This is a genomic window from Bacillus sp. GbtcB10, assembly GCF_019091365.1.
Classification (GTDB): domain Bacteria; phylum Bacillota; class Bacilli; order Bacillales; family Bacillaceae; genus Bacillus; species Bacillus altitudinis.
Window position 1 is genome coordinate 355,799 of sequence record NZ_JAGXJP010000003.1, and the last position, 16,439, is coordinate 372,237.

General features: G+C 40.9%; 21 protein-coding genes and 2 riboswitches. Of the genes, 6 read left to right on the forward strand and 15 right to left on the reverse strand.

All coding sequences use genetic code 11. The annotated features are described in order from the left end of the window. Window positions 1–80: 80 nt before the first annotated feature. Window positions 81–917, reverse strand: coding sequence for a lipoate--protein ligase family protein (locus tag KVT11_RS11970; RefSeq protein WP_017357972.1), 837 nt, complete (start codon window positions 915–917; stop codon window positions 81–83). A 219-nt stretch (window positions 918–1,136) separates the two neighbouring features. Here KVT11_RS11970 and KVT11_RS11975 point away from each other — a divergent pair, with 219 nt between their 5' ends. After that, window positions 1,137–1,517: a rhodanese-like domain-containing protein gene (locus KVT11_RS11975; RefSeq protein WP_024718853.1), complete on the forward strand. Its 381-nt coding sequence runs from the start codon at window positions 1,137–1,139 to the stop codon at window positions 1,515–1,517. A gap of 39 nt (window positions 1,518–1,556) precedes the next feature. Here the strand turns inward: KVT11_RS11975 and gcvPB are convergent, their stop codons facing one another. The 3 genes from gcvPB to gcvT are packed head-to-tail and all read right to left on the reverse strand — an operon-like array spanning window position 1,557 to window position 5,470. Continuing rightward, window positions 1,557–3,017 (reverse strand): aminomethyl-transferring glycine dehydrogenase subunit GcvPB, encoded by a 1,461-nt coding sequence (gene gcvPB / locus KVT11_RS11980; protein ID WP_039964018.1) that lies wholly within the window; start codon window positions 3,015–3,017, stop codon window positions 1,557–1,559. Then, window positions 3,010–4,356 (reverse strand): aminomethyl-transferring glycine dehydrogenase subunit GcvPA, encoded by a 1,347-nt coding sequence (gene gcvPA, locus KVT11_RS11985; RefSeq protein ID WP_008342202.1) that lies wholly within the window; start codon window positions 4,354–4,356, stop codon window positions 3,010–3,012. Before gcvPA ends, gcvPB begins: the two co-directional genes overlap by 8 nt. A 16-nt stretch (window positions 4,357–4,372) precedes the next feature. Next, window positions 4,373–5,470 (reverse strand): glycine cleavage system aminomethyltransferase GcvT, encoded by a 1,098-nt coding sequence (gcvT, locus tag KVT11_RS11990; protein ID WP_116307130.1) that lies wholly within the window; start codon window positions 5,468–5,470, stop codon window positions 4,373–4,375. 104 nt (window positions 5,471–5,574) lie between these two features. Beyond that, window positions 5,575–5,670: riboswitch (glycine riboswitch) on the reverse strand. A gap of 3 nt (window positions 5,671–5,673) precedes the next feature. After that, window positions 5,674–5,781, reverse strand: a riboswitch (glycine riboswitch). Window positions 5,782–6,031: 250 nt separating this feature from the next. On the opposite strand from gcvT, the gene KVT11_RS11995 reads away from it, so the two are divergent. The 4 genes from KVT11_RS11995 to sinR all read left to right on the forward strand — a co-directional run bounded on the left by KVT11_RS11995 (window position 6,032) and on the right by sinR (window position 9,232). After that, window positions 6,032–7,702 (forward strand): DEAD/DEAH box helicase, encoded by a 1,671-nt coding sequence (locus KVT11_RS11995; protein ID WP_008342199.1) that lies wholly within the window; start codon window positions 6,032–6,034, stop codon window positions 7,700–7,702. A 14-nt stretch (window positions 7,703–7,716) separates the two neighbouring features. Beyond that, window positions 7,717–8,514 carry a YqhG family protein gene (locus KVT11_RS12000; RefSeq protein ID WP_017367588.1) on the forward strand — a complete coding sequence of 266 codons (798 nt, stop codon included), beginning with the start codon at window positions 7,717–7,719 and terminating at the stop codon, window positions 8,512–8,514. A gap of 184 nt (window positions 8,515–8,698) precedes the next feature. Further along, the gene (locus tag KVT11_RS12005) at window positions 8,699–8,863 is read left to right on the forward strand and encodes an anti-repressor SinI family protein (protein ID WP_008342197.1); all 165 of its coding nucleotides are present in this window, start codon (window positions 8,699–8,701) and stop codon (window positions 8,861–8,863) included. Window positions 8,864–8,896: 33 nt separating this feature from the next. After that, window positions 8,897–9,232 (forward strand): transcriptional regulator SinR, encoded by a 336-nt coding sequence (gene sinR, locus KVT11_RS12010; protein ID WP_017357978.1) that lies wholly within the window; start codon window positions 8,897–8,899, stop codon window positions 9,230–9,232. A gap of 67 nt (window positions 9,233–9,299) precedes the next feature. On the opposite strand, the gene tasA is transcribed toward sinR, so the two are convergent. The 3 genes from tasA to tapA are packed head-to-tail and all read right to left on the reverse strand — an operon-like array spanning window position 9,300 to window position 11,308. Then, entirely contained in the window at window positions 9,300–10,100 is an 801-nt protein-coding gene (gene tasA, locus KVT11_RS12015) for a biofilm matrix protein TasA (RefSeq protein WP_008342195.1), read from the reverse strand. Between the two features lie 58 nt (window positions 10,101–10,158). Next, a complete protein-coding gene (gene sipW, locus KVT11_RS12020) occupies window positions 10,159–10,731 on the reverse strand; it encodes a signal peptidase I SipW (protein WP_017357979.1) in 573 nt (190 codons plus the stop codon). A gap of 49 nt (window positions 10,732–10,780) precedes the next feature. After that, entirely contained in the window at window positions 10,781–11,308 is a 528-nt protein-coding gene (gene tapA, locus KVT11_RS12025; RefSeq protein WP_116307132.1) for an amyloid fiber anchoring/assembly protein TapA, read from the reverse strand. A gap of 252 nt (window positions 11,309–11,560) precedes the next feature. Between tapA and KVT11_RS12030 the strand changes: the two genes are divergently transcribed. Continuing rightward, window positions 11,561–11,887 carry a DUF3889 domain-containing protein gene (locus tag KVT11_RS12030; RefSeq protein WP_083561443.1) on the forward strand — a complete coding sequence of 109 codons (327 nt, stop codon included), beginning with the start codon at window positions 11,561–11,563 and terminating at the stop codon, window positions 11,885–11,887. Window positions 11,888–11,920: 33 nt separating this feature from the next. Here the strand turns inward: KVT11_RS12030 and KVT11_RS12035 are convergent, their stop codons facing one another. Genes KVT11_RS12035 through comGA form a run of 8 tightly spaced genes read right to left on the reverse strand, consistent with a single transcriptional unit; the run spans window position 11,921 to window position 16,133 of the window. Further along, a complete protein-coding gene (locus tag KVT11_RS12035; protein WP_034319624.1) occupies window positions 11,921–12,115 on the reverse strand; it encodes a YqzE family protein in 195 nt (64 codons plus the stop codon). Between the two features lie 60 nt (window positions 12,116–12,175). Then, entirely contained in the window at window positions 12,176–12,559 is a 384-nt protein-coding gene (locus tag KVT11_RS12040) for a competence type IV pilus minor pilin ComGG (protein ID WP_116307134.1), read from the reverse strand. Next, window positions 12,556–13,053, reverse strand: coding sequence for a competence type IV pilus minor pilin ComGF (comGF, locus tag KVT11_RS12045; protein ID WP_116307136.1), 498 nt, complete (start codon window positions 13,051–13,053; stop codon window positions 12,556–12,558). Before comGF ends, KVT11_RS12040 begins: the two co-directional genes overlap by 4 nt. Beyond that, window positions 12,995–13,309, reverse strand: coding sequence for a competence type IV pilus minor pilin ComGE (comGE, locus tag KVT11_RS12050; protein WP_081114339.1), 315 nt, complete (start codon window positions 13,307–13,309; stop codon window positions 12,995–12,997). Before comGE ends, comGF begins: the two co-directional genes overlap by 59 nt. Continuing rightward, on the reverse strand, window positions 13,293–13,739 hold the full coding sequence (comGD, locus tag KVT11_RS12055; RefSeq protein ID WP_116307138.1) for a competence type IV pilus minor pilin ComGD: 447 nt from the start codon (window positions 13,737–13,739) through the stop codon (window positions 13,293–13,295). Before comGD ends, comGE begins: the two co-directional genes overlap by 17 nt. Continuing rightward, window positions 13,732–14,025, reverse strand: a complete 294-nt coding sequence (comGC, locus tag KVT11_RS12060) for a competence type IV pilus major pilin ComGC (protein WP_008342186.1) — start codon at window positions 14,023–14,025, stop codon at window positions 13,732–13,734. Before comGC ends, comGD begins: the two co-directional genes overlap by 8 nt. A 16-nt stretch (window positions 14,026–14,041) precedes the next feature. Next, on the reverse strand, window positions 14,042–15,082 hold the full coding sequence (gene comGB, locus KVT11_RS12065; RefSeq protein ID WP_116307140.1) for a competence type IV pilus assembly protein ComGB: 1,041 nt from the start codon (window positions 15,080–15,082) through the stop codon (window positions 14,042–14,044). Next, entirely contained in the window at window positions 15,063–16,133 is a 1,071-nt protein-coding gene (gene comGA / locus KVT11_RS12070; RefSeq protein ID WP_017357987.1) for a competence type IV pilus ATPase ComGA, read from the reverse strand. Before comGA ends, comGB begins: the two co-directional genes overlap by 20 nt. Window positions 16,134–16,439 lie beyond the last annotated feature (306 nt).

A 16,439-nucleotide genomic window follows, 5' to 3' on the forward strand; every position in this document is an offset into this window, starting at 1 on the left:
CCCTCCAAAATGCACCTTTACTTAATAATCATAACAATTCTACACCATCGCCCATTAAAAAACAAGAAGAGTCCTTCGTCTTAACGCTTGTAATTCCAATCATCTGTGGCGTATTTCGTTTTGGCGAGGTGATGAACAAATGCCAACTCTTCATCTGTCAGCTCATAAGGCACAAGCTCGATATTTAATCCTTTTTCAAACCCTCGTTTAAATGCAACACGCGCATCGTCTATCGTACATGTTCGATCTGAAATTTCATTGATCGCCACCGCTTTGTTTTTAAAGCTGCGCTGCATCCGCTCTCTCACCCGGTCATTTGGATACAGAAATAAATCAAACAATTTATCCTCATCAAGATCAATTAAAATCGAGCCATGCTGGAGGATCACACCTTTTTGCCTTGTTTGCGCACTGCCTGCTACTTTTCTGCCTTCTACAACAAGCTCGTACCATGAAGGCGCATCAAAACATACAGACGATCTTGGATTTTTTAAGCTTTCTTTTTCTTTTTCTGTACGAGGAATGGCAAAATACGCATCGAGTCCCAGTTCTTTAAAGCCCTCTAAAATCCCTTCTGAAATGACGCGGTATGCCTCTGTCACCGTCGCCGGCATCTCTGGGTGCTCTTCTGACACGATGACACTGTAGGTCAATTCCTGATCATGAAGAACGCCGCGGCCTCCTGTAGGCCTGCGAACAAATCCAAGACCATAGCGCTCAACCGCTTCCATGTTGATTTCTTTTTCAACATGTTGAAAATATCCAACAGATAATGTCGCTGGATTCCAACCATAAAAACGGATCACAGGCGGGATCAGCTTCTCGCTATGCCAATAAAGCAAGGCTTCGTCCATTGCCATGTTAAAGGCAGGGTCTTGGTTTCCTGTATCAATGAAACACCATTTCTCTTTTTGCATATAAAATCCCTTCTCTTTTACGTAGTCAATGTTAGATAATGGTGGTGACCACCGATTTTCTCTCTTCATCAGTCTATCAAATAGGGAAGGAATTGAAAATAATTCTTACCATTTATGATGACAAGTTTCTTTTGCTTTACTATAATAGTATTTGTCTAAAACGTACCATCAGACAGGTGACTGTGCTGATGCTCAAGAAGGAGTCGAGTCGTATTGCCAATATTCAACTATATCGTCCTCTCACTTTGTGGACTTTTCGTTCTTTATTCCATCGGCAGTTACATTTATCAGCAGCGCATAATGAAAACGCTGACGGAAGCAGAATTTATCAAAGGTTACCGCAAAGCCCAACTCATTGATGTGAGAGAACCAAATGAGTTTGAAGGCGGACATATTTTAGGCGCAAGAAACATTCCCCTTTCACAATTAAAGCAGCGCAAAAATGAAATACGCCCTGACAAGCCTGTTTATCTCTATTGCCAAAATAATTTGAGAAGCGGAAAAGCTGCTCAAACGTTACGTAAAAATGGCTGTCGTGAGATTTATAATTTAAAGGGCGGCTTTAAAAAATGGGGCGGCCGCATTAAAACAAAGAACTAACAAAAAAGACTCTGGGAGCTATTGCCCCCATGAGTCTTTTTATTTTCTTTCAAAAACCAGCACTGGATTCCGTGCAGCCTTTGTTTCATCCATTCGTTTCACAACGGTTGTATGTGGTGCTTCCTGTACGATTTCTGGGTTCTCTTCCGCTTCTTTTGCAATTTGAATCATCGCTTCAATAAATGCATCAAGGGTTTCTTTTGATTCTGTTTCAGTTGGTTCAATCATGATACATTCCTCTACATTTAGCGGGAAGTAAATTGTTGGCGGATGATAGCCAAAATCAAGTAATCGTTTGGCAATATCAAGTGTCCGCACACCTAGTTTCTTTTGGCGTTTACCTGAAAGGACAAATTCATGCTTACAGTGACGGTCAAATGGCAAATCATAATGAGCACATAAGCGGCGCATCATATAGTTTGCATTCAACACCGCATGATCAGTTACAGCCTTTAAGCCGTCTGGTCCCATAGAGCGGATATACGCATACGCTCTGACATTGATACCAAAGTTCCCATAGAACGGTTTCACACGGCCAATGGATTCTGGACGATCGTAATCAAAGAAATAACGACCTTCTTTCTTCACAAGCACTGGCTTTGGCAAATATGGAATCAAATCCTTTTTCACGCCAACTGGACCTGAACCAGGACCTCCTCCTCCGTGTGGACCTGTAAAGGTTTTATGAAGATTTAAGTGAACCACATCAAATCCCATATCCCCCGGTCTTGCTCTGCTTAATACGGCATTTAAGTTCGCTCCATCATAATAGAGCTTCCCGCCTGCTCCGTGGACGATTTCAGCCATTTCTAAAATATTTTCTTCAAAAAGACCGAGTGTATTTGGATTTGTGAGCATGAGCGCCGCCGTTTCTTCATTGACAACACGGCGCAGGTCATCTAAATCGACAAGCCCATGTTCATTAGATGCCACCGTAATCGTTTCAAATCCAGCTACTGTTGCAGATGCGGGATTTGTTCCATGAGCAGAATCAGGCACGATGACTTTTGTTCGTTTATGATCTCCTCTTGCTTCATGGTATGCACGAATCATCATGAGCCCCGTCCATTCGCCATGTGCTCCTGCCGCAGGCTGTAATGTCACGGCGTCCATTCCTGTAATTTCTTCTAAATGGTCACCTAAATCATAAAGTAACTCTAATGCACCTTGCACAGTGTCTGCCTCTTGAAGTGGATGCACATGCGAGAAGCCTGCAAGACGTGCCACCTTTTCGTTAATCTTTGGATTATATTTCATCGTACAAGAGCCTAGAGGATAAAAGCCAGAATCGACCCCGTGATTACGCCTAGATAATGCTGTGTAGTGACGCATAATATCCAGTTCAGAAACCTCTGGCAGCTCCGCATCTTCATGGCGGATATACGCTTCATCAAATAAATCTGGGAGCTTCTCCTCAGGTACGTCTAAATCAGGCAGGCTGTAACCAATTCTTCCTTCTTTGGATAATTCAAAAATAAGCGGCTGATCTTGTTTATTCATGACGATCCCCCAATTCCTTGATGAACGTATCAATTTCTTCTTTTGTTCTTAGTTCTGTCACAGCGACGAGCATATGCTGCTGAAGCTCTGGATAATCCCGTCCCAAGTCATATCCACCGATGATTCCTTTTTCAAGCAATCGCTCATTCGCTTCTTTCACAGGTTCATTCAGTTTCAACACAAATTCATTAAAATGAGCGCCCTCTATTTCAGCCTGTAACCCGTGTTTTTCTGCCTGCGTCTTGGCATAATGGGCTTTTTGTACGTTTTGATAGGCAATGTCTTTGATACCTGTTTTCCCAAGCGCCGTCATTGCAACAGAAGCGGCTAACGCATTTAATGCTTGGTTTGAACAAATATTTGAAGTCGCTTTGTCTCTTCGGATATGCTGCTCGCGCGCTTGAAGGGTCAGCACAAATCCTCGCACACCGTTCTCGTCTTCTGTTTGCCCGACTAAACGCCCCGGCACTTTCCGCATTAATTTTTTCGTCACAGCGAAATATCCACAATGAGGTCCGCCAAATGCAGCTGGAATGCCAAATGGCTGCGCATCACCAACGACAATATCTGCCCCAAGCTTTCCTGGTGGTGTCAGTAAACCAAGTGCAAGCGGGTTGCTTGAGACGATGAATAAACTTTTCCCTTTATGTGCAATCGGTTCAATGTCTTTTAACGGTTCAACAACACCGAAGAAGTTTGGGTATTGTACAAGGACCGCTGCTGTTTCGTCGCAGACGGCTTCTTCTAATGCAGCTAGATCGGTCTGACCTTTTCGCGCAGGTACCTCGACGACTTCAATATGCTGACCTTTCGCATATGTTTTCAGCACCGCTCTTGATTCAGGATGAACCGTCTCAGAAACCACAATCTTTTTCTTCTTTGTATGACCTGCAGCCAGCATCGCTGCTTCAGCTAATGACGTTCCGCCATCATACATCGAGGAATTGGCAAGATCCATACCGGTCAGCTCAGCAATCATTGTTTGAAATTCAAAAATTGCCTGCAATTCACCTTGAGAAATTTCTGGCTGATAAGGTGTGTACGCTGTATAAAATTCAGAACGTGAAATCACATGGTCGACAATCACAGGCTGGTAATGATCATACACACCAGCACCTAAAAACGAGGCATAGGCCACTGTATCTTTATTTTTTGCAGCAAGACGAGACAATTCCCGCACTAGCTCTGTTTCAGATGCGGCTTCTTTGATGTTGTACGCACCTTTGAATCTGACTTTCTCTGGGATATCTGAGAAAAGCTCATCAATTGACTGAACGCCAATGACATCCAGCATTTCTTTTTGATCTTGCTCTGTTTGCGGCAAATACCTGTGCTTCATCCTCTATTCCTCCTCGTTATTTGGCTCTTTTATAAAATGGTGTGGCGACGATTTTGGCTTTTAGACGTTTTTTACGAACTTGCACTTCCACTTCTGTCCCAAGCTGCGCCTCTGATGTTTCAATCAAGGCAAGCCCAATATTTTTCTTTAATGTTGGAGATTGTGTACCGGTTGTGACTACACCAATCTGCTTATCTCCTGAGAAGACTGGATAGTCTGTCCGCGGAATCCCCTTATCTATCATTTCAATCCCGACAAGCTTTCGCTTCGGTCCTTCTTCTTTTTGTTTTTTAAGTGCATCTTTTCCGATAAAATCTGCTTCTTTATCCGTTTTAACAGCAAAACCAATGCCGCCTTCTAAAGGAGAAATATCCTTTGTGAGCTCTTGGCCATAAAGCGGAAGTCTTGCTTCAAATCTTAAGGTGTCACGTGCACCGAGTCCACATGGAATCAGTCCTTTCGGCTGTCCGGCATCTAATAAAGCGGTCCAAAGGTGAACAGCATCTTCTGACTGGCAGTAGATTTCAAAGCCATCTTCTCCTGTGTAGCCGGTTCTTGAGACAAGCACCTCTTTTTGCGCAATGATTGCTTTTGATAAAAACGTAAATGGCTTCAGTGATGTTACCTCTTCATCCGCAACATCTTTGATGATGTCAGCAGCATGAGGTCCTTGAAGGGCTAACAAGGCGGTTTGATCAGAGACATTTTTAATCGAAACACCTTCCTCACCTTGATGTTTAAGCAGCCAATCCACATCTTTTTCAATATTTGAAGCATTGATCACAAGTAAATAGTTGTTCTTTTCTTTTTGGTAGACGAGCAGATCATCCACCGTTCCGCCATCTTCATAACACATGGCTGTATATAGTGCCTTCCCGTCTGTCAGCTTTGACAGATCATTGGTTAATAACCTTTGTAAAAAAGGAAGGGCTCCCTGACCTGTGACTTCCACCTCACCCATGTGAGACACATCAAACAGCCCTGCTTTTGTTCGAACAGCTTCATGTTCTTCTTTAATGGAAGAAAATTGGACAGGTAATTCCCAGCCCCCGAAGTCAATGGTTTTTGCGCCAAACGTTTCATACGCATGAAAAAGCGGTGTTCGTTTCAACATCAATCGTTTCCCCCTTTTTTCTTACAGTGCACATCACAAGCTGAATTTTCAGAAAAAAATCACAGCAAAAAAGGACAGAGCGCTCCCTTTTATCAAAAAGAAGTCTCTGTCCTTGCACCTGAAAGTTTACAGCACAACATCATTGTGCGTTTTCCCCTTTGGTGGTTTGCTAAAAATCGCTGCGCAAACACTCTCCAGAGTTGCGTCCGGTAAGAGTACTTTTGCCTGAGAGATTCACTGAACCAATTCAGCTTGCTCCTTCGGCGCCTGTCAGTGCAAAATAACCGCTAGGTCTCTCCCCATACCATCATCCGCTCATATTCTTCACCTTTATTGGACATACTATCAAAATGGGTGACTTATTCTCTAGATCACTTACCAACATCCTACCATTAGAAATGGATGAAGAGCAACAGAAAAATCATTAACATTTTTAAAATAATTATTCATTATCGTTCGCTTTTATTGATATATAACATCTTTTAAATCGCTATCAAAAAATGAAGCGTTTAAAAACAGAACGATTTTATCATCACTCTACCAGAAAGGCAGGCGGTCACATTGAATATTCAAACGATCTTTGATCAAAAATGGGCAAGTGAATTTCAAAAGCGGCTTACAGCAGACGGTCCCTGGGCGAATTGGGATATGTACCGTTTAGCAGCACAGGTACAAAAAGTGACAGCCATTGATTCATTTGAAGGACTGCAAGCACCTGCGCACCTGCCTGCATTTACTCCTTTAAAACACCAGCTCGAAGTCGCTAGAAGAGTCGTAGAAGAGATGAATGGGAAAGCCATTTTAGCAGATGAAGTGGGTCTTGGAAAAACCGTTGAAGCAGGACTGATTATCAAAGAATACATGATTCGCGGACTTGCCAAGAAGATTCTCATTCTCGTACCCGCCTCTCTTGTGTCCCAATGGGTACAAGAACTGCGGACGAAATTTTACATAGATGCTGTCGAGCAAAAGAAGAGCTATGTGTGGGAGCAGTGCGATGTTGTGGTTTCCTCAATTGATACAGCCAAAAGACAGCCGCATCGAGACACGATCTTATCCATCTCCTACGATATGGTCATTATTGATGAAGCACACAAACTGAAAAACAATAAAACGAAAAACTATGAGTTTGTGAGAAATTTGAATAAAAAGTTCTGCCTGCTGCTCACAGCCACACCTATCCAAAATCGGATAGGAGAAATTTTTAATCTCGTCTCTCTGTTGAAGCCAGGCCATTTAGGTAATGAAACACAGTTTAAAGACCTCTTTGCCAAAAAAGACCTTCAACTCGAGGACCATGACCGACTAAAACAGTTAGTCAATAAAGTCATGATTCGGAACCGGAGACAAGACACTGGCATCGAATGGTCAAAGCGGCATGTAAAGACGATTTCTATTGATTTCTCCCCGACAGAACAAGCACTATATGATGAAATTTGCAAGTTAAAAGAAAACCCTTCCTATACGAAGCACATGTTTTCAATTATGACCTTAGAACGAGAATGCTGTTCGAGTCGTGAGGCCGTCTATATGACCATTAAAAAAATGCAAGAAGAGGAAAAACACATTCTAGGTGCTTCTGCGATGATGCACATCATGGAGAAAATTAACCAGGTAGAACAAAATTCTAAAGCACTTGAAGTCGTTAAACTCATTCAGCAATTAAATGAAAAAGTCATTATCTTCACTGAATACCGCGCGACACAAATTTATTTGCAATGGTTTCTCCAGCAAAACGGCATCAGTTCGGTTCCTTTTCGAGGCGGGTTTAAACGGAGTAAAAAAGACTGGATGAAAGATTTATTTAGAGAGCGGGCGCAAGTGCTCATCGCGACAGAAGCAGGCGGCGAGGGGATCAACCTTCAGTTTTGCAACCAAATCATCAACTACGACCTTCCGTGGAACCCAATGCGCTTGGAACAAAGAATTGGACGTATTCACCGGCTCGGTCAAGAGCGGGATGTTCACATTTACAATATGGCAACCAGCGGGACAGTCGAAGAACATATTTTAAAACTTTTATATGAAAAAATTCAGCTGTTTGAAAACGTCATTGGCGATCTAGATGATATTTTAACCCGAATTGATATCCAAGATGCTGAAACAGAATTGCATCAAATTCTCTTCCAGCACGAGTCTGACGTAGATATGAAAAAGAAATTAACCCAATTTGCTTCCTATTTAACAGAAGCACAAACACCGCTTTTAGAAGAAAGACAGCAAGGTTCATAAAGGAGAGTTGACCAATGGAGCAGCGCGAGATTCACACATTTCTTCTCCGTTTCTTTCAGGCAAATCAATGCGACATACTTGAAGAAAGTGCAGGGCACATGACCGTACAGCTGACAATTGAAATGGATAAATTGATCATGAACCGTCCTTTTTATTGGCATTGGCTCGAAAAAACGGGAGGCGTACCTGAGCCACGGCAATTGACTTTGATCACCGATCAAAAAAAAGCTGATGACTCGGTCGAAGGAGAATTTGTCCACTTCGGCTCCCCTCGTTTATTCCAAATATTCGAGGTTGTGAAACAGCAAGGCCGTTTTATTCGGCTGTACGAAAAAGTCAGACCGCTCACAAACAGCCAGATCGCACTGGAGCCGTGGCTTGGTCTCAATGTCAAAATATCCTATCTGGCAGACCGTAAAAAAGACAAACTGCTGTCTCTTGGACTTCATCTAATACGCGGAGAAGTCATCGAACAATTTCAAGAGAAGCTAGAAGCACGTGAGCTATCGTCTCAAATTCCTGATTATTGCTTCACAATGAGTACGATGATTAAGCCAGAGAGCGGCGTCAAACGGCTTTACAGCCTGATGGAACGTTATGCCAATGAAGAGCCGGATGATTGGGCGGTAAGAGCTGTTCAAAAGTGGAAAGAAGACTCGGAACTTTTAAACCAATTTTATGAAGGGACTTCAGACACATCTGTAGAATATGAAATAGAAAGACAAGCACTTAAAACTTTATACGAACCAAAAATCAGTCTTACGATTGAAAATGGCGGACTTTTTTACTTACAGCAAAAAAGAGGGGGCTGACTTAGCATGTCTCCCTCCCTTTCATGTGATATCAAATTTTCGATCAATCAAAAGCAACGTTTGTCTGTTTGTATTGGGCGGAAACATGACGCAAGCAATCTATGAGGTCTTATCACCTGTGTTTTTCCATTTCATGCGTTAAGTGCCTGAAATACACGATTCAGTATTTTAGGAGGGTATTTGTATGGAAAAGAAAACGAAGTTATTAGACAGTGAATGGGTTCAATTATTACGCGAAGCGCGCAAAGCAGGACTAACAGTAGAAGAAGTCCGTCATTTTCTCAAATCACGCGAAAAGTCCTCTGAGTCTCCCCCTATGGCAAGAAGTCATTCTATCAAACCTTTCTGAATGTGCTATAATATCGAAAGGAAGGTGATGACATTGATTGGCCAGCGTATTAAACAATACCGCAATGAAAAAGGCTACTCACTATCAGAACTGGCCGAAAAGGCTGGGGTAGCGAAGTCTTATTTAAGTTCAATAGAAAGAAACTTGCAAACAAACCCCTCCATTCAATTTCTTGAAAAAGTCTCCGCTGTTCTGGACGTCTCGGTTCATACACTGTTAAACGAAAATGATGAAACCGAATACGATGGTCAATTAGATAGTGAATGGGAAAAACTAGTTCGAGATGCAATGACATCAGGGGTTTCGAAAAAGCAATTTCGTGAATTTTTAGATTATCAAATCTGGAAAAAAAAGCAAGAAGAGGAGTAATGCGCATATTTTAGCGCATACTCCTCCAATTGCTATGCAGATCTTGTTATCAGTCTAAAGACTGACTTTATTTTTTATCTTCGCTGTGTGCTTTTTCGTTTTCTTTCACGTAGCCTTTTTCATCCGTATGCTTTTTCGGATTGATCGTTAAACCATTCCACTGAGTCGCTTCGAAGGAAAGATCAACTTGAATCGCATCGCCTTGGTATTTATTTTGGATATAGTTACCCGCTTTATCCTTCGTCTGGTCATTGACAAATTCAATGATCATTTCCATTTTATCGTAATCAAACGGATTCTTTGGAATGCCGTCATACTCTGGAGCTGTTGATCCATCAACGGTGGCAACATTAATTTTACCACTTTCATGTAAAAACTTCTCATCGACGGCATGACGAAGCTTTTCAAATGCGGTCTGATCCTGCTTTGACGTTAATAGATGCAGGTCAAGCAGGTTTGCATGGTCTAAAATAATATTTTTCGGGTATCCATTCCCACCTTCGGCTCCAACCGTTAGAACACTCACCTGAAATTGGCTGAGGAATTCTTCAGCTGTATTCTTCCCGCCATTTTTCGCTGATGTTCCATCTTGAAACTGGCTATAATCAAGACTCATCAGCACTTGATTAATTGCAAGAGACCCTTTATTTTCAAAATTAAATTCCTTCTTTATACGGTCACCGGGTTTTATGTTCGCAAGGTTGATGGCGCCGGAATTCTCTTTTGCAGATAGATTCAGCTCTCCTGTAGAGTAGACCGCGTTTGCCGTCTCAACATCATTAAATGCAGCCCATGTTCCCCCTCCAATTAAAGCAAGACCTAATGCTCCTGATAAAACACCTAAACGAATTGATTTTTTCATTGCCATGATTGAACCCCCTAATAAATTGTTTTATTGAAACCTGATTTAGGTTACAAACGAAAATTTATGCTTGTTCCTCTGACATATGTAACTCAGCCGTATGTCTTCTATGTTTGGCAGCACCAACAAAATGAATGGTTGAATAAACAAGCAGCATCACCCCTGGAATAATGAGCAAAAGAGCGGTCCCAGCAGAAGTTCCTGCATACGAAAGAAGCTTTCCTGCATAAGGAATGTTCACGCCCGTATACTGCGCAGTCACTTGATTCGCTTTGACGAGCGTGCCGTCTTGATACATATTGTGGTCTCCTTTTGTCTCAAAGGCTTTATTTACTCCTTTTCCTTTCACCCCAACAATGCGGTGAGTCACAAAGGATTGGTCTTGCTTCGTTTGAAACGTAATAATATCCCCTTTTTTGAGTGTTTCAGGTGAGGTGACATGTTTCACGACAATCAATGAACCAGTCGAAAATTCAGGTTCCATTGATCCAGATAATACTTGCTTGAACTCATAACCAAAAATCTGAGGATCTCCTCCTGTTGTTCTTGATGACAACACGACAATAATACACACAATCATCATCGTGAAGACCAGCGCGTAAAGAATACTCCCAGACATTTTCATCCACTTTTTCATACCTTTCTCCCCTTTACATATCATGTTTCATTCAAAAGACTAGTCCCCTTTAGGACACCTTTTCTTGACAATTCGAAAGCTGCATATGTCGAGACGTAAAGAATGGCTTTTCAGAACCACCAAACCCTTTAGGATAATAGATTTTAAACAAATAGATTCCATTTGTTTTTGCTTTAACTGCCGTGACAGTCGTCGTTTCTTCTGATGAGAGGGACTGTATAGCACCTTTTTCAATAACATGGCCATCTTGTAATGGCATCTGAGCACTCTCTACTTTATACAGTTCCCACTTCCATTCAGAGTGCGCGATGGGTTGTCCAATATTTTTTAGTGACATGCTCAACTTTTGAGGCGCACAGACTGTCCCCTCAATGATCGTTTGATCGATCAGTTTCAAATGGCTTCTATCCCATTTCTTCGGCTGACAATGCTGATCTGTCTCTTCGAAATTTTCACATGTTTTCATGACAAAATTCGAATGCTCGACATCGTTAAAAGAAGCATTAGTAGACGTAATAAAAAAAGAAGTGAAAATCAAACAAATAGCACAAAATAGTACAAAGAGCGGCTGTTTCATTGATTCTTTCAACTCCTTGAACAATTGTTCTTTAAAAAGAACGATTACACTCAGTATAAGGAATTACCTATAAAATCCAAAACGTCAAATTAGTCCATTTTGTTCTTAAACAAGAACATTACCGAGAAAATTCTTCCATTTTCTCATTCTTTCGCCATATTCAATATTTTTTTCTGTGACATTTGTACTTCTTAAAAATTTACATAAAAGTGCAGGATTTGGTCAGGATAATAATTGGTGAGGTGATGTTAGTTGAAATATGGAAGAATCATGATCATGCTCAGTTTACTGTTAAGCCCTTTGATCCAAAGCGCCCATCTTGCGGAGGCAAAAGGAATCACTGCTCCCGCAGATCAATGGGAAACAAGGGCAGTCAAAGAAGCAAAAAAACGGTATCCGTTAGCACATGTTTTATTCAAACAAAAAGTGTGGGATCGGCACCGGGAGAAAGAATCCGTGAAGCAATATCATATTACGTTGAAAGATCAGGCCAAAGAATTTGGGGTATATGTCACCATTTCCTATAACCCATACTCGAACAAGGTCAATAAAGTCATTGTTGTCGAAGAATACAGCTAAAATGGCATTAAAAAACCGCCTGCTGGCGGCTTTTTACTTTTGTCGATGACGATGACGTTTTTTTAGCATCATTGAGAAGCCAAAAGGCAGAACACCAAATAAACGCTGAGAAAATGGTGGTTTTGTCTCCATTTTTTCCTGTTTATGTTCTTTCCGCTCGTCACGTGGTGTATTCATATATTTAATAATTTCCTGCGTCATATATTTTACATAATCATTTGTCTTCATCGAACACTCACCTCTTCTTCCTTAAAGTGTTACCAAGAAGAGTATCGTTTTATACACTCGCTAATAAGTGCTGATCCATTGATTGATTTCTCCTGTCTCCTTATTCATCTCTAGTTCCCGCTCGTCAGTTACACCACCCTTTGTTTCGATGTTAACCAAGAGGCGGACTATCTTTTTTCTGTCATCGCACCCAATTCGCTTCAACGTCACTCGACCTTCTTCTGTGAAAATTGGGCTCAATGGCTGATCACAAATACGATTTAATTTGTTTGCAGCTTCATTTAGTCCCATTCGAAATAACTGCTGTTTTTGATAAAAAGAAATCGTGAGCTCTGCACTTTTCAACTCTTTTTGAAACCCAATGGTCATTGAGCCTAGAATCAATAAAAATAAAAGAATGACAGCAAATACGTGAGGATAAATAAACCCGTCTTCTCTTTTCACGTTTTAGGAATCACTCCTTTGTAAGTGAAAAAAACAGCTTCATGTACTTGACCAAATACATCTGTGACTTGGAGAGTGGTGGTTTGCTCTTTTGTTCTTACATGGAATTGTTTCACCTTTTGTAATAAAGGGAGATGGCCTGCCTGATCCGTTCGTTTACGAAGCATCTCTTGATACGGCTCAATCGTCACCACTCGCCCTTGACTTGAAATATACTCCAGAGCTGTTCCATTTTTCACCGCTCTTACAGCGACAGCACAATTTAGATCCTCCTCTAATTGCAGGACCGTTTGTTTCCACTCCATTTGCGAAAATTTGTTGATTTCTGCAAACGGATGAGCTTTTTCAGTAATTGATAAAAGCAGCATGCAGCCAACAGAAAGCAGCAAAAATAGCTGCAATTGCCATATTGCTTGTGCGAGTGTAAAGCCTTGTTCATCGCTCCAAATGCCAAAAGCAAATCGTCTGCTTTTTTTGTACTTTGTATGAAACACATCCCTTCTCCTGACCCCAAATGAATTCATATGTGATCTCGCCTCGTTTCTTTGTACTTGTTTTCTTTTGACCTTCTATAAAAGCTTTATTCATATACTCATGTAAAATTTGATAAGCTTCCAGTTTGGCTCTTAATTCTTCTTTCCCTATTGTCAGTTTTTCAAAGGATGGCACGAGCACAAGAGCAGTAAATAGAAAGAGATGGCAAGAAAAGAGCATCTCAAACGTACTAAATCCTTTATTGTTTCTGAACATGAATCCGCCCGCTCCCTAAGTAAATCGTGAGTTTATATATTTGACTGCCAAATTGAACAATGAGAGAACCGCCGCTATTTGGATGTCCGTTTTTATTAAAGTGAAGGCCTTTTTGAAATGTGGATTGCTTAATGGTACCTTTTTTGTGTGCATGAGAAGCAATGATCTGCTTACTATTCTGCTCGATGACTTGATAAGATACATTGGTCGGGTGAAACTCAACAGTTACTCGTGTTTTTTTAATAAATGCAGTATAAGATGCCAATTGAAGATCTTGTTTTAGCAAGTTCACTTGCTTTTTTGCTTCAGCACTTTCTAATATATTGGGAACTTTTCCACCTATTATCGATAATAAGATAGAGAAAATCATGACGATCAAGAGCTGCTCAATGAGTGTAAATCCTTTCTCCTGGAAAAGCGATTTATTCATTTTTCACATCCCCATTTTGAATGAAAATTGCCTTTCCATTCGGACAAGTTAATCCCTTTTTGACATAGCCTTCTTTTTCTAATTCAGCTAAAGATGGCGTCTTGCCATCATGCTCTAATTCATATGCCATTACCTGTGTACTCACCATTGATTTCAGCCCTTCACAGCCCTTTGCTTGAATGCTTTGATGATGCCGAGTGATATTTGGAATGGTAATCAATAAAAGAATGGAGATCACAAGCATGACAATTAACATTTCTAACAGTGTAAATCCTTTATCATTCATGCCTTAGCCCTCCTTTTCACACTTGTTCCATTAATTGATACATTGGTAAAAGAATAGATAAATACACAATGAGTATAAGAAATGCTGTTAAGCCATAGATGACAGGCTGCAGCCATGAAACCCATTTTTCAATTTTCAATTCTGCATTCTCTAAAAGAAATTGACTATATGTGTACATTTCTCTTGCTAGCATCCCACTTGCTTCCCCATGCTTAATGACAGCCGCAAAATGCCTTTCGAAAAAAGGAGACCGGCTTATTTGATGTTCCATACTCTCACCTTTTCTTAACTCTCCTATCATTTGTTCAGACATTTCTTGAAGGAAGGGTAAATAGGTCTGCTGTTTAAAAGCTTGCAAACTTTCGTAAATCGATAACCCAGCTTGGAGAAGTCCACTTAGCTGAAGAGAAAAAAGATACGTATGCATCAGCTGTACCCCTTTAAATACCACTGGCAGCCTGCTGATGACTTTCAATTTCTCAAGGGTCGATTTTTTCTTAAAAAAGAGCTCATAATATCCAAAAAGACAGATACATATACAACCGATCATGAGCAGCGAAGCGTGTAGGAATTGGAAGAGGCCAAACATCCCTTGAATGAGCCATGACATGCTTGTATTCATAGATGAATATAATAAAGAAAATTGAGGGACGATCATTTGCTGAACAATGATGAGCACAACAAAAACCGTAAACATAAGAAAAATCGGATATCGTAACATACGCTTGAATGTGTCTACCTGCATGGTTTTTTTCTCTAGAAAACGGGCGCTTTGTTCAAGAGCTCGCGCTAGGCTGCCATGTTTCTCTGAAAAACAAAGAATAGCGACGGCTTCCCGCTGAAAATGAAGTCGCTCAAGTACAACGTAAAAAGGCTCCCCTTCAAGCAGCCACTGAATGCCTGGCGTTAATCGCTGCTGCTGTTTTTTTGATAACTGAATATTCACCATCGTTAGTGCATCAACCAATGTATATCCGGCTTGAATCAATTGAGCCAGTTTCGATAAGAATTCAGCTTGTTCTTTTTTAGACCAGGCTTTAGAGGCTCGCTTCTTCATAAACCCATCGATGATATGTGCTTTTTGATAAATAGCCGAGTGCCACTCCTTTCCGAATTAATCTTTGCAGTGTTTCGTATGACGAATGAGCGTATTCTCCTTTTGCCTCTTTGATACACTCACCAAGCTCCTTTCCGTAAAGCAATTCAAATACATTTGTTCGTCTGACTGGCCGATTTAGTTTGCAATAAAGCTCACACGTTTCGCCGCAAAATGGACATGCGAGTTCGATTAACCGCTGAGCAGCAATGGCAACCATTGTTTGTTCGAGTTCATTCATCGTCACTCCAAATTCCAGCATTCGATAAAGAGCTCCTTTTGCATTTTTTGCATGTAGTGTGCTCATGACTAAATGACCTGTCAAAGCTGCTCTAATAGCTGTTCTGGCTGTTTCCGCATCTCTTATTTCTCCAAGCACAATCATATCTGGATCATGTCTTAAAATAGCGCGTAAACCTGCCGCATACGTGATACCAGCTTTTTCATTTACTTGAACCTGCAGCACTTCTTCATTTCTTGTTTCCACAGGATCTTCAAGGGTAATAATATTTCGATTAAAATGTTTTTTGGCAAACTGAATCAATGAATAAAGTGTTGTCGTTTTCCCTGAATTTGTTGGTCCAGTAAATAAAATGAGCCCATGCGAATGATTCAGAAACGATAATAATCTCGCTGAAGCCTTCGGGAACAGTGACAAATACTTTGTTTTCGGCACATGATCCTGCGGTAAAATCCGAATCACTAGACTTTCATCATTTACAGTCGGTAGTGTAGAGAGCCGAACAAACACTTGACCGCGTCTTAGCATCACAGCCAATGACCCATTTTGTGGTCTCCTTCTTTCACCAATATCCATAGAAGATAAAAATTTGAAATGAGCAATGAGCCGCTCTCCGCTCTTTTTGTCAATGATCCGCTGCTGAATGAGGTCAGCGTCTACACGAAAAGAGACTGAAGCTTCCTTTTCTCTCGGAACAATATGCACATCAGATGCTCTCATGCGGCATGCCTCTTCTAGCAGCTCTTGTCCCAAATATTCAATACCATACAAGTGGTTCACTCCTTTCAGTGACCCCATTGTATGATGGCAGAACGTACCTGACAAAAGCGTATTTTATGATTTTCATGACTGAAAAGATGTGAAAATGTTCAATTTGAGGTGTATTTCATCTATAAATAACAGAAGCGCACATCAAAAAACTTGACTTTCACAACAACGGGTTCCGTTCAGAGGAGAAAATAAAAAAGAAGTGCTATTGGCACCTCTTTTTTGATGATCATCATTATTTCATTTTGTTCTTTCATTATGGATGATCTGTTACAAGGAAGTGTCTCCAAATTTAATCCTCCTTAATAG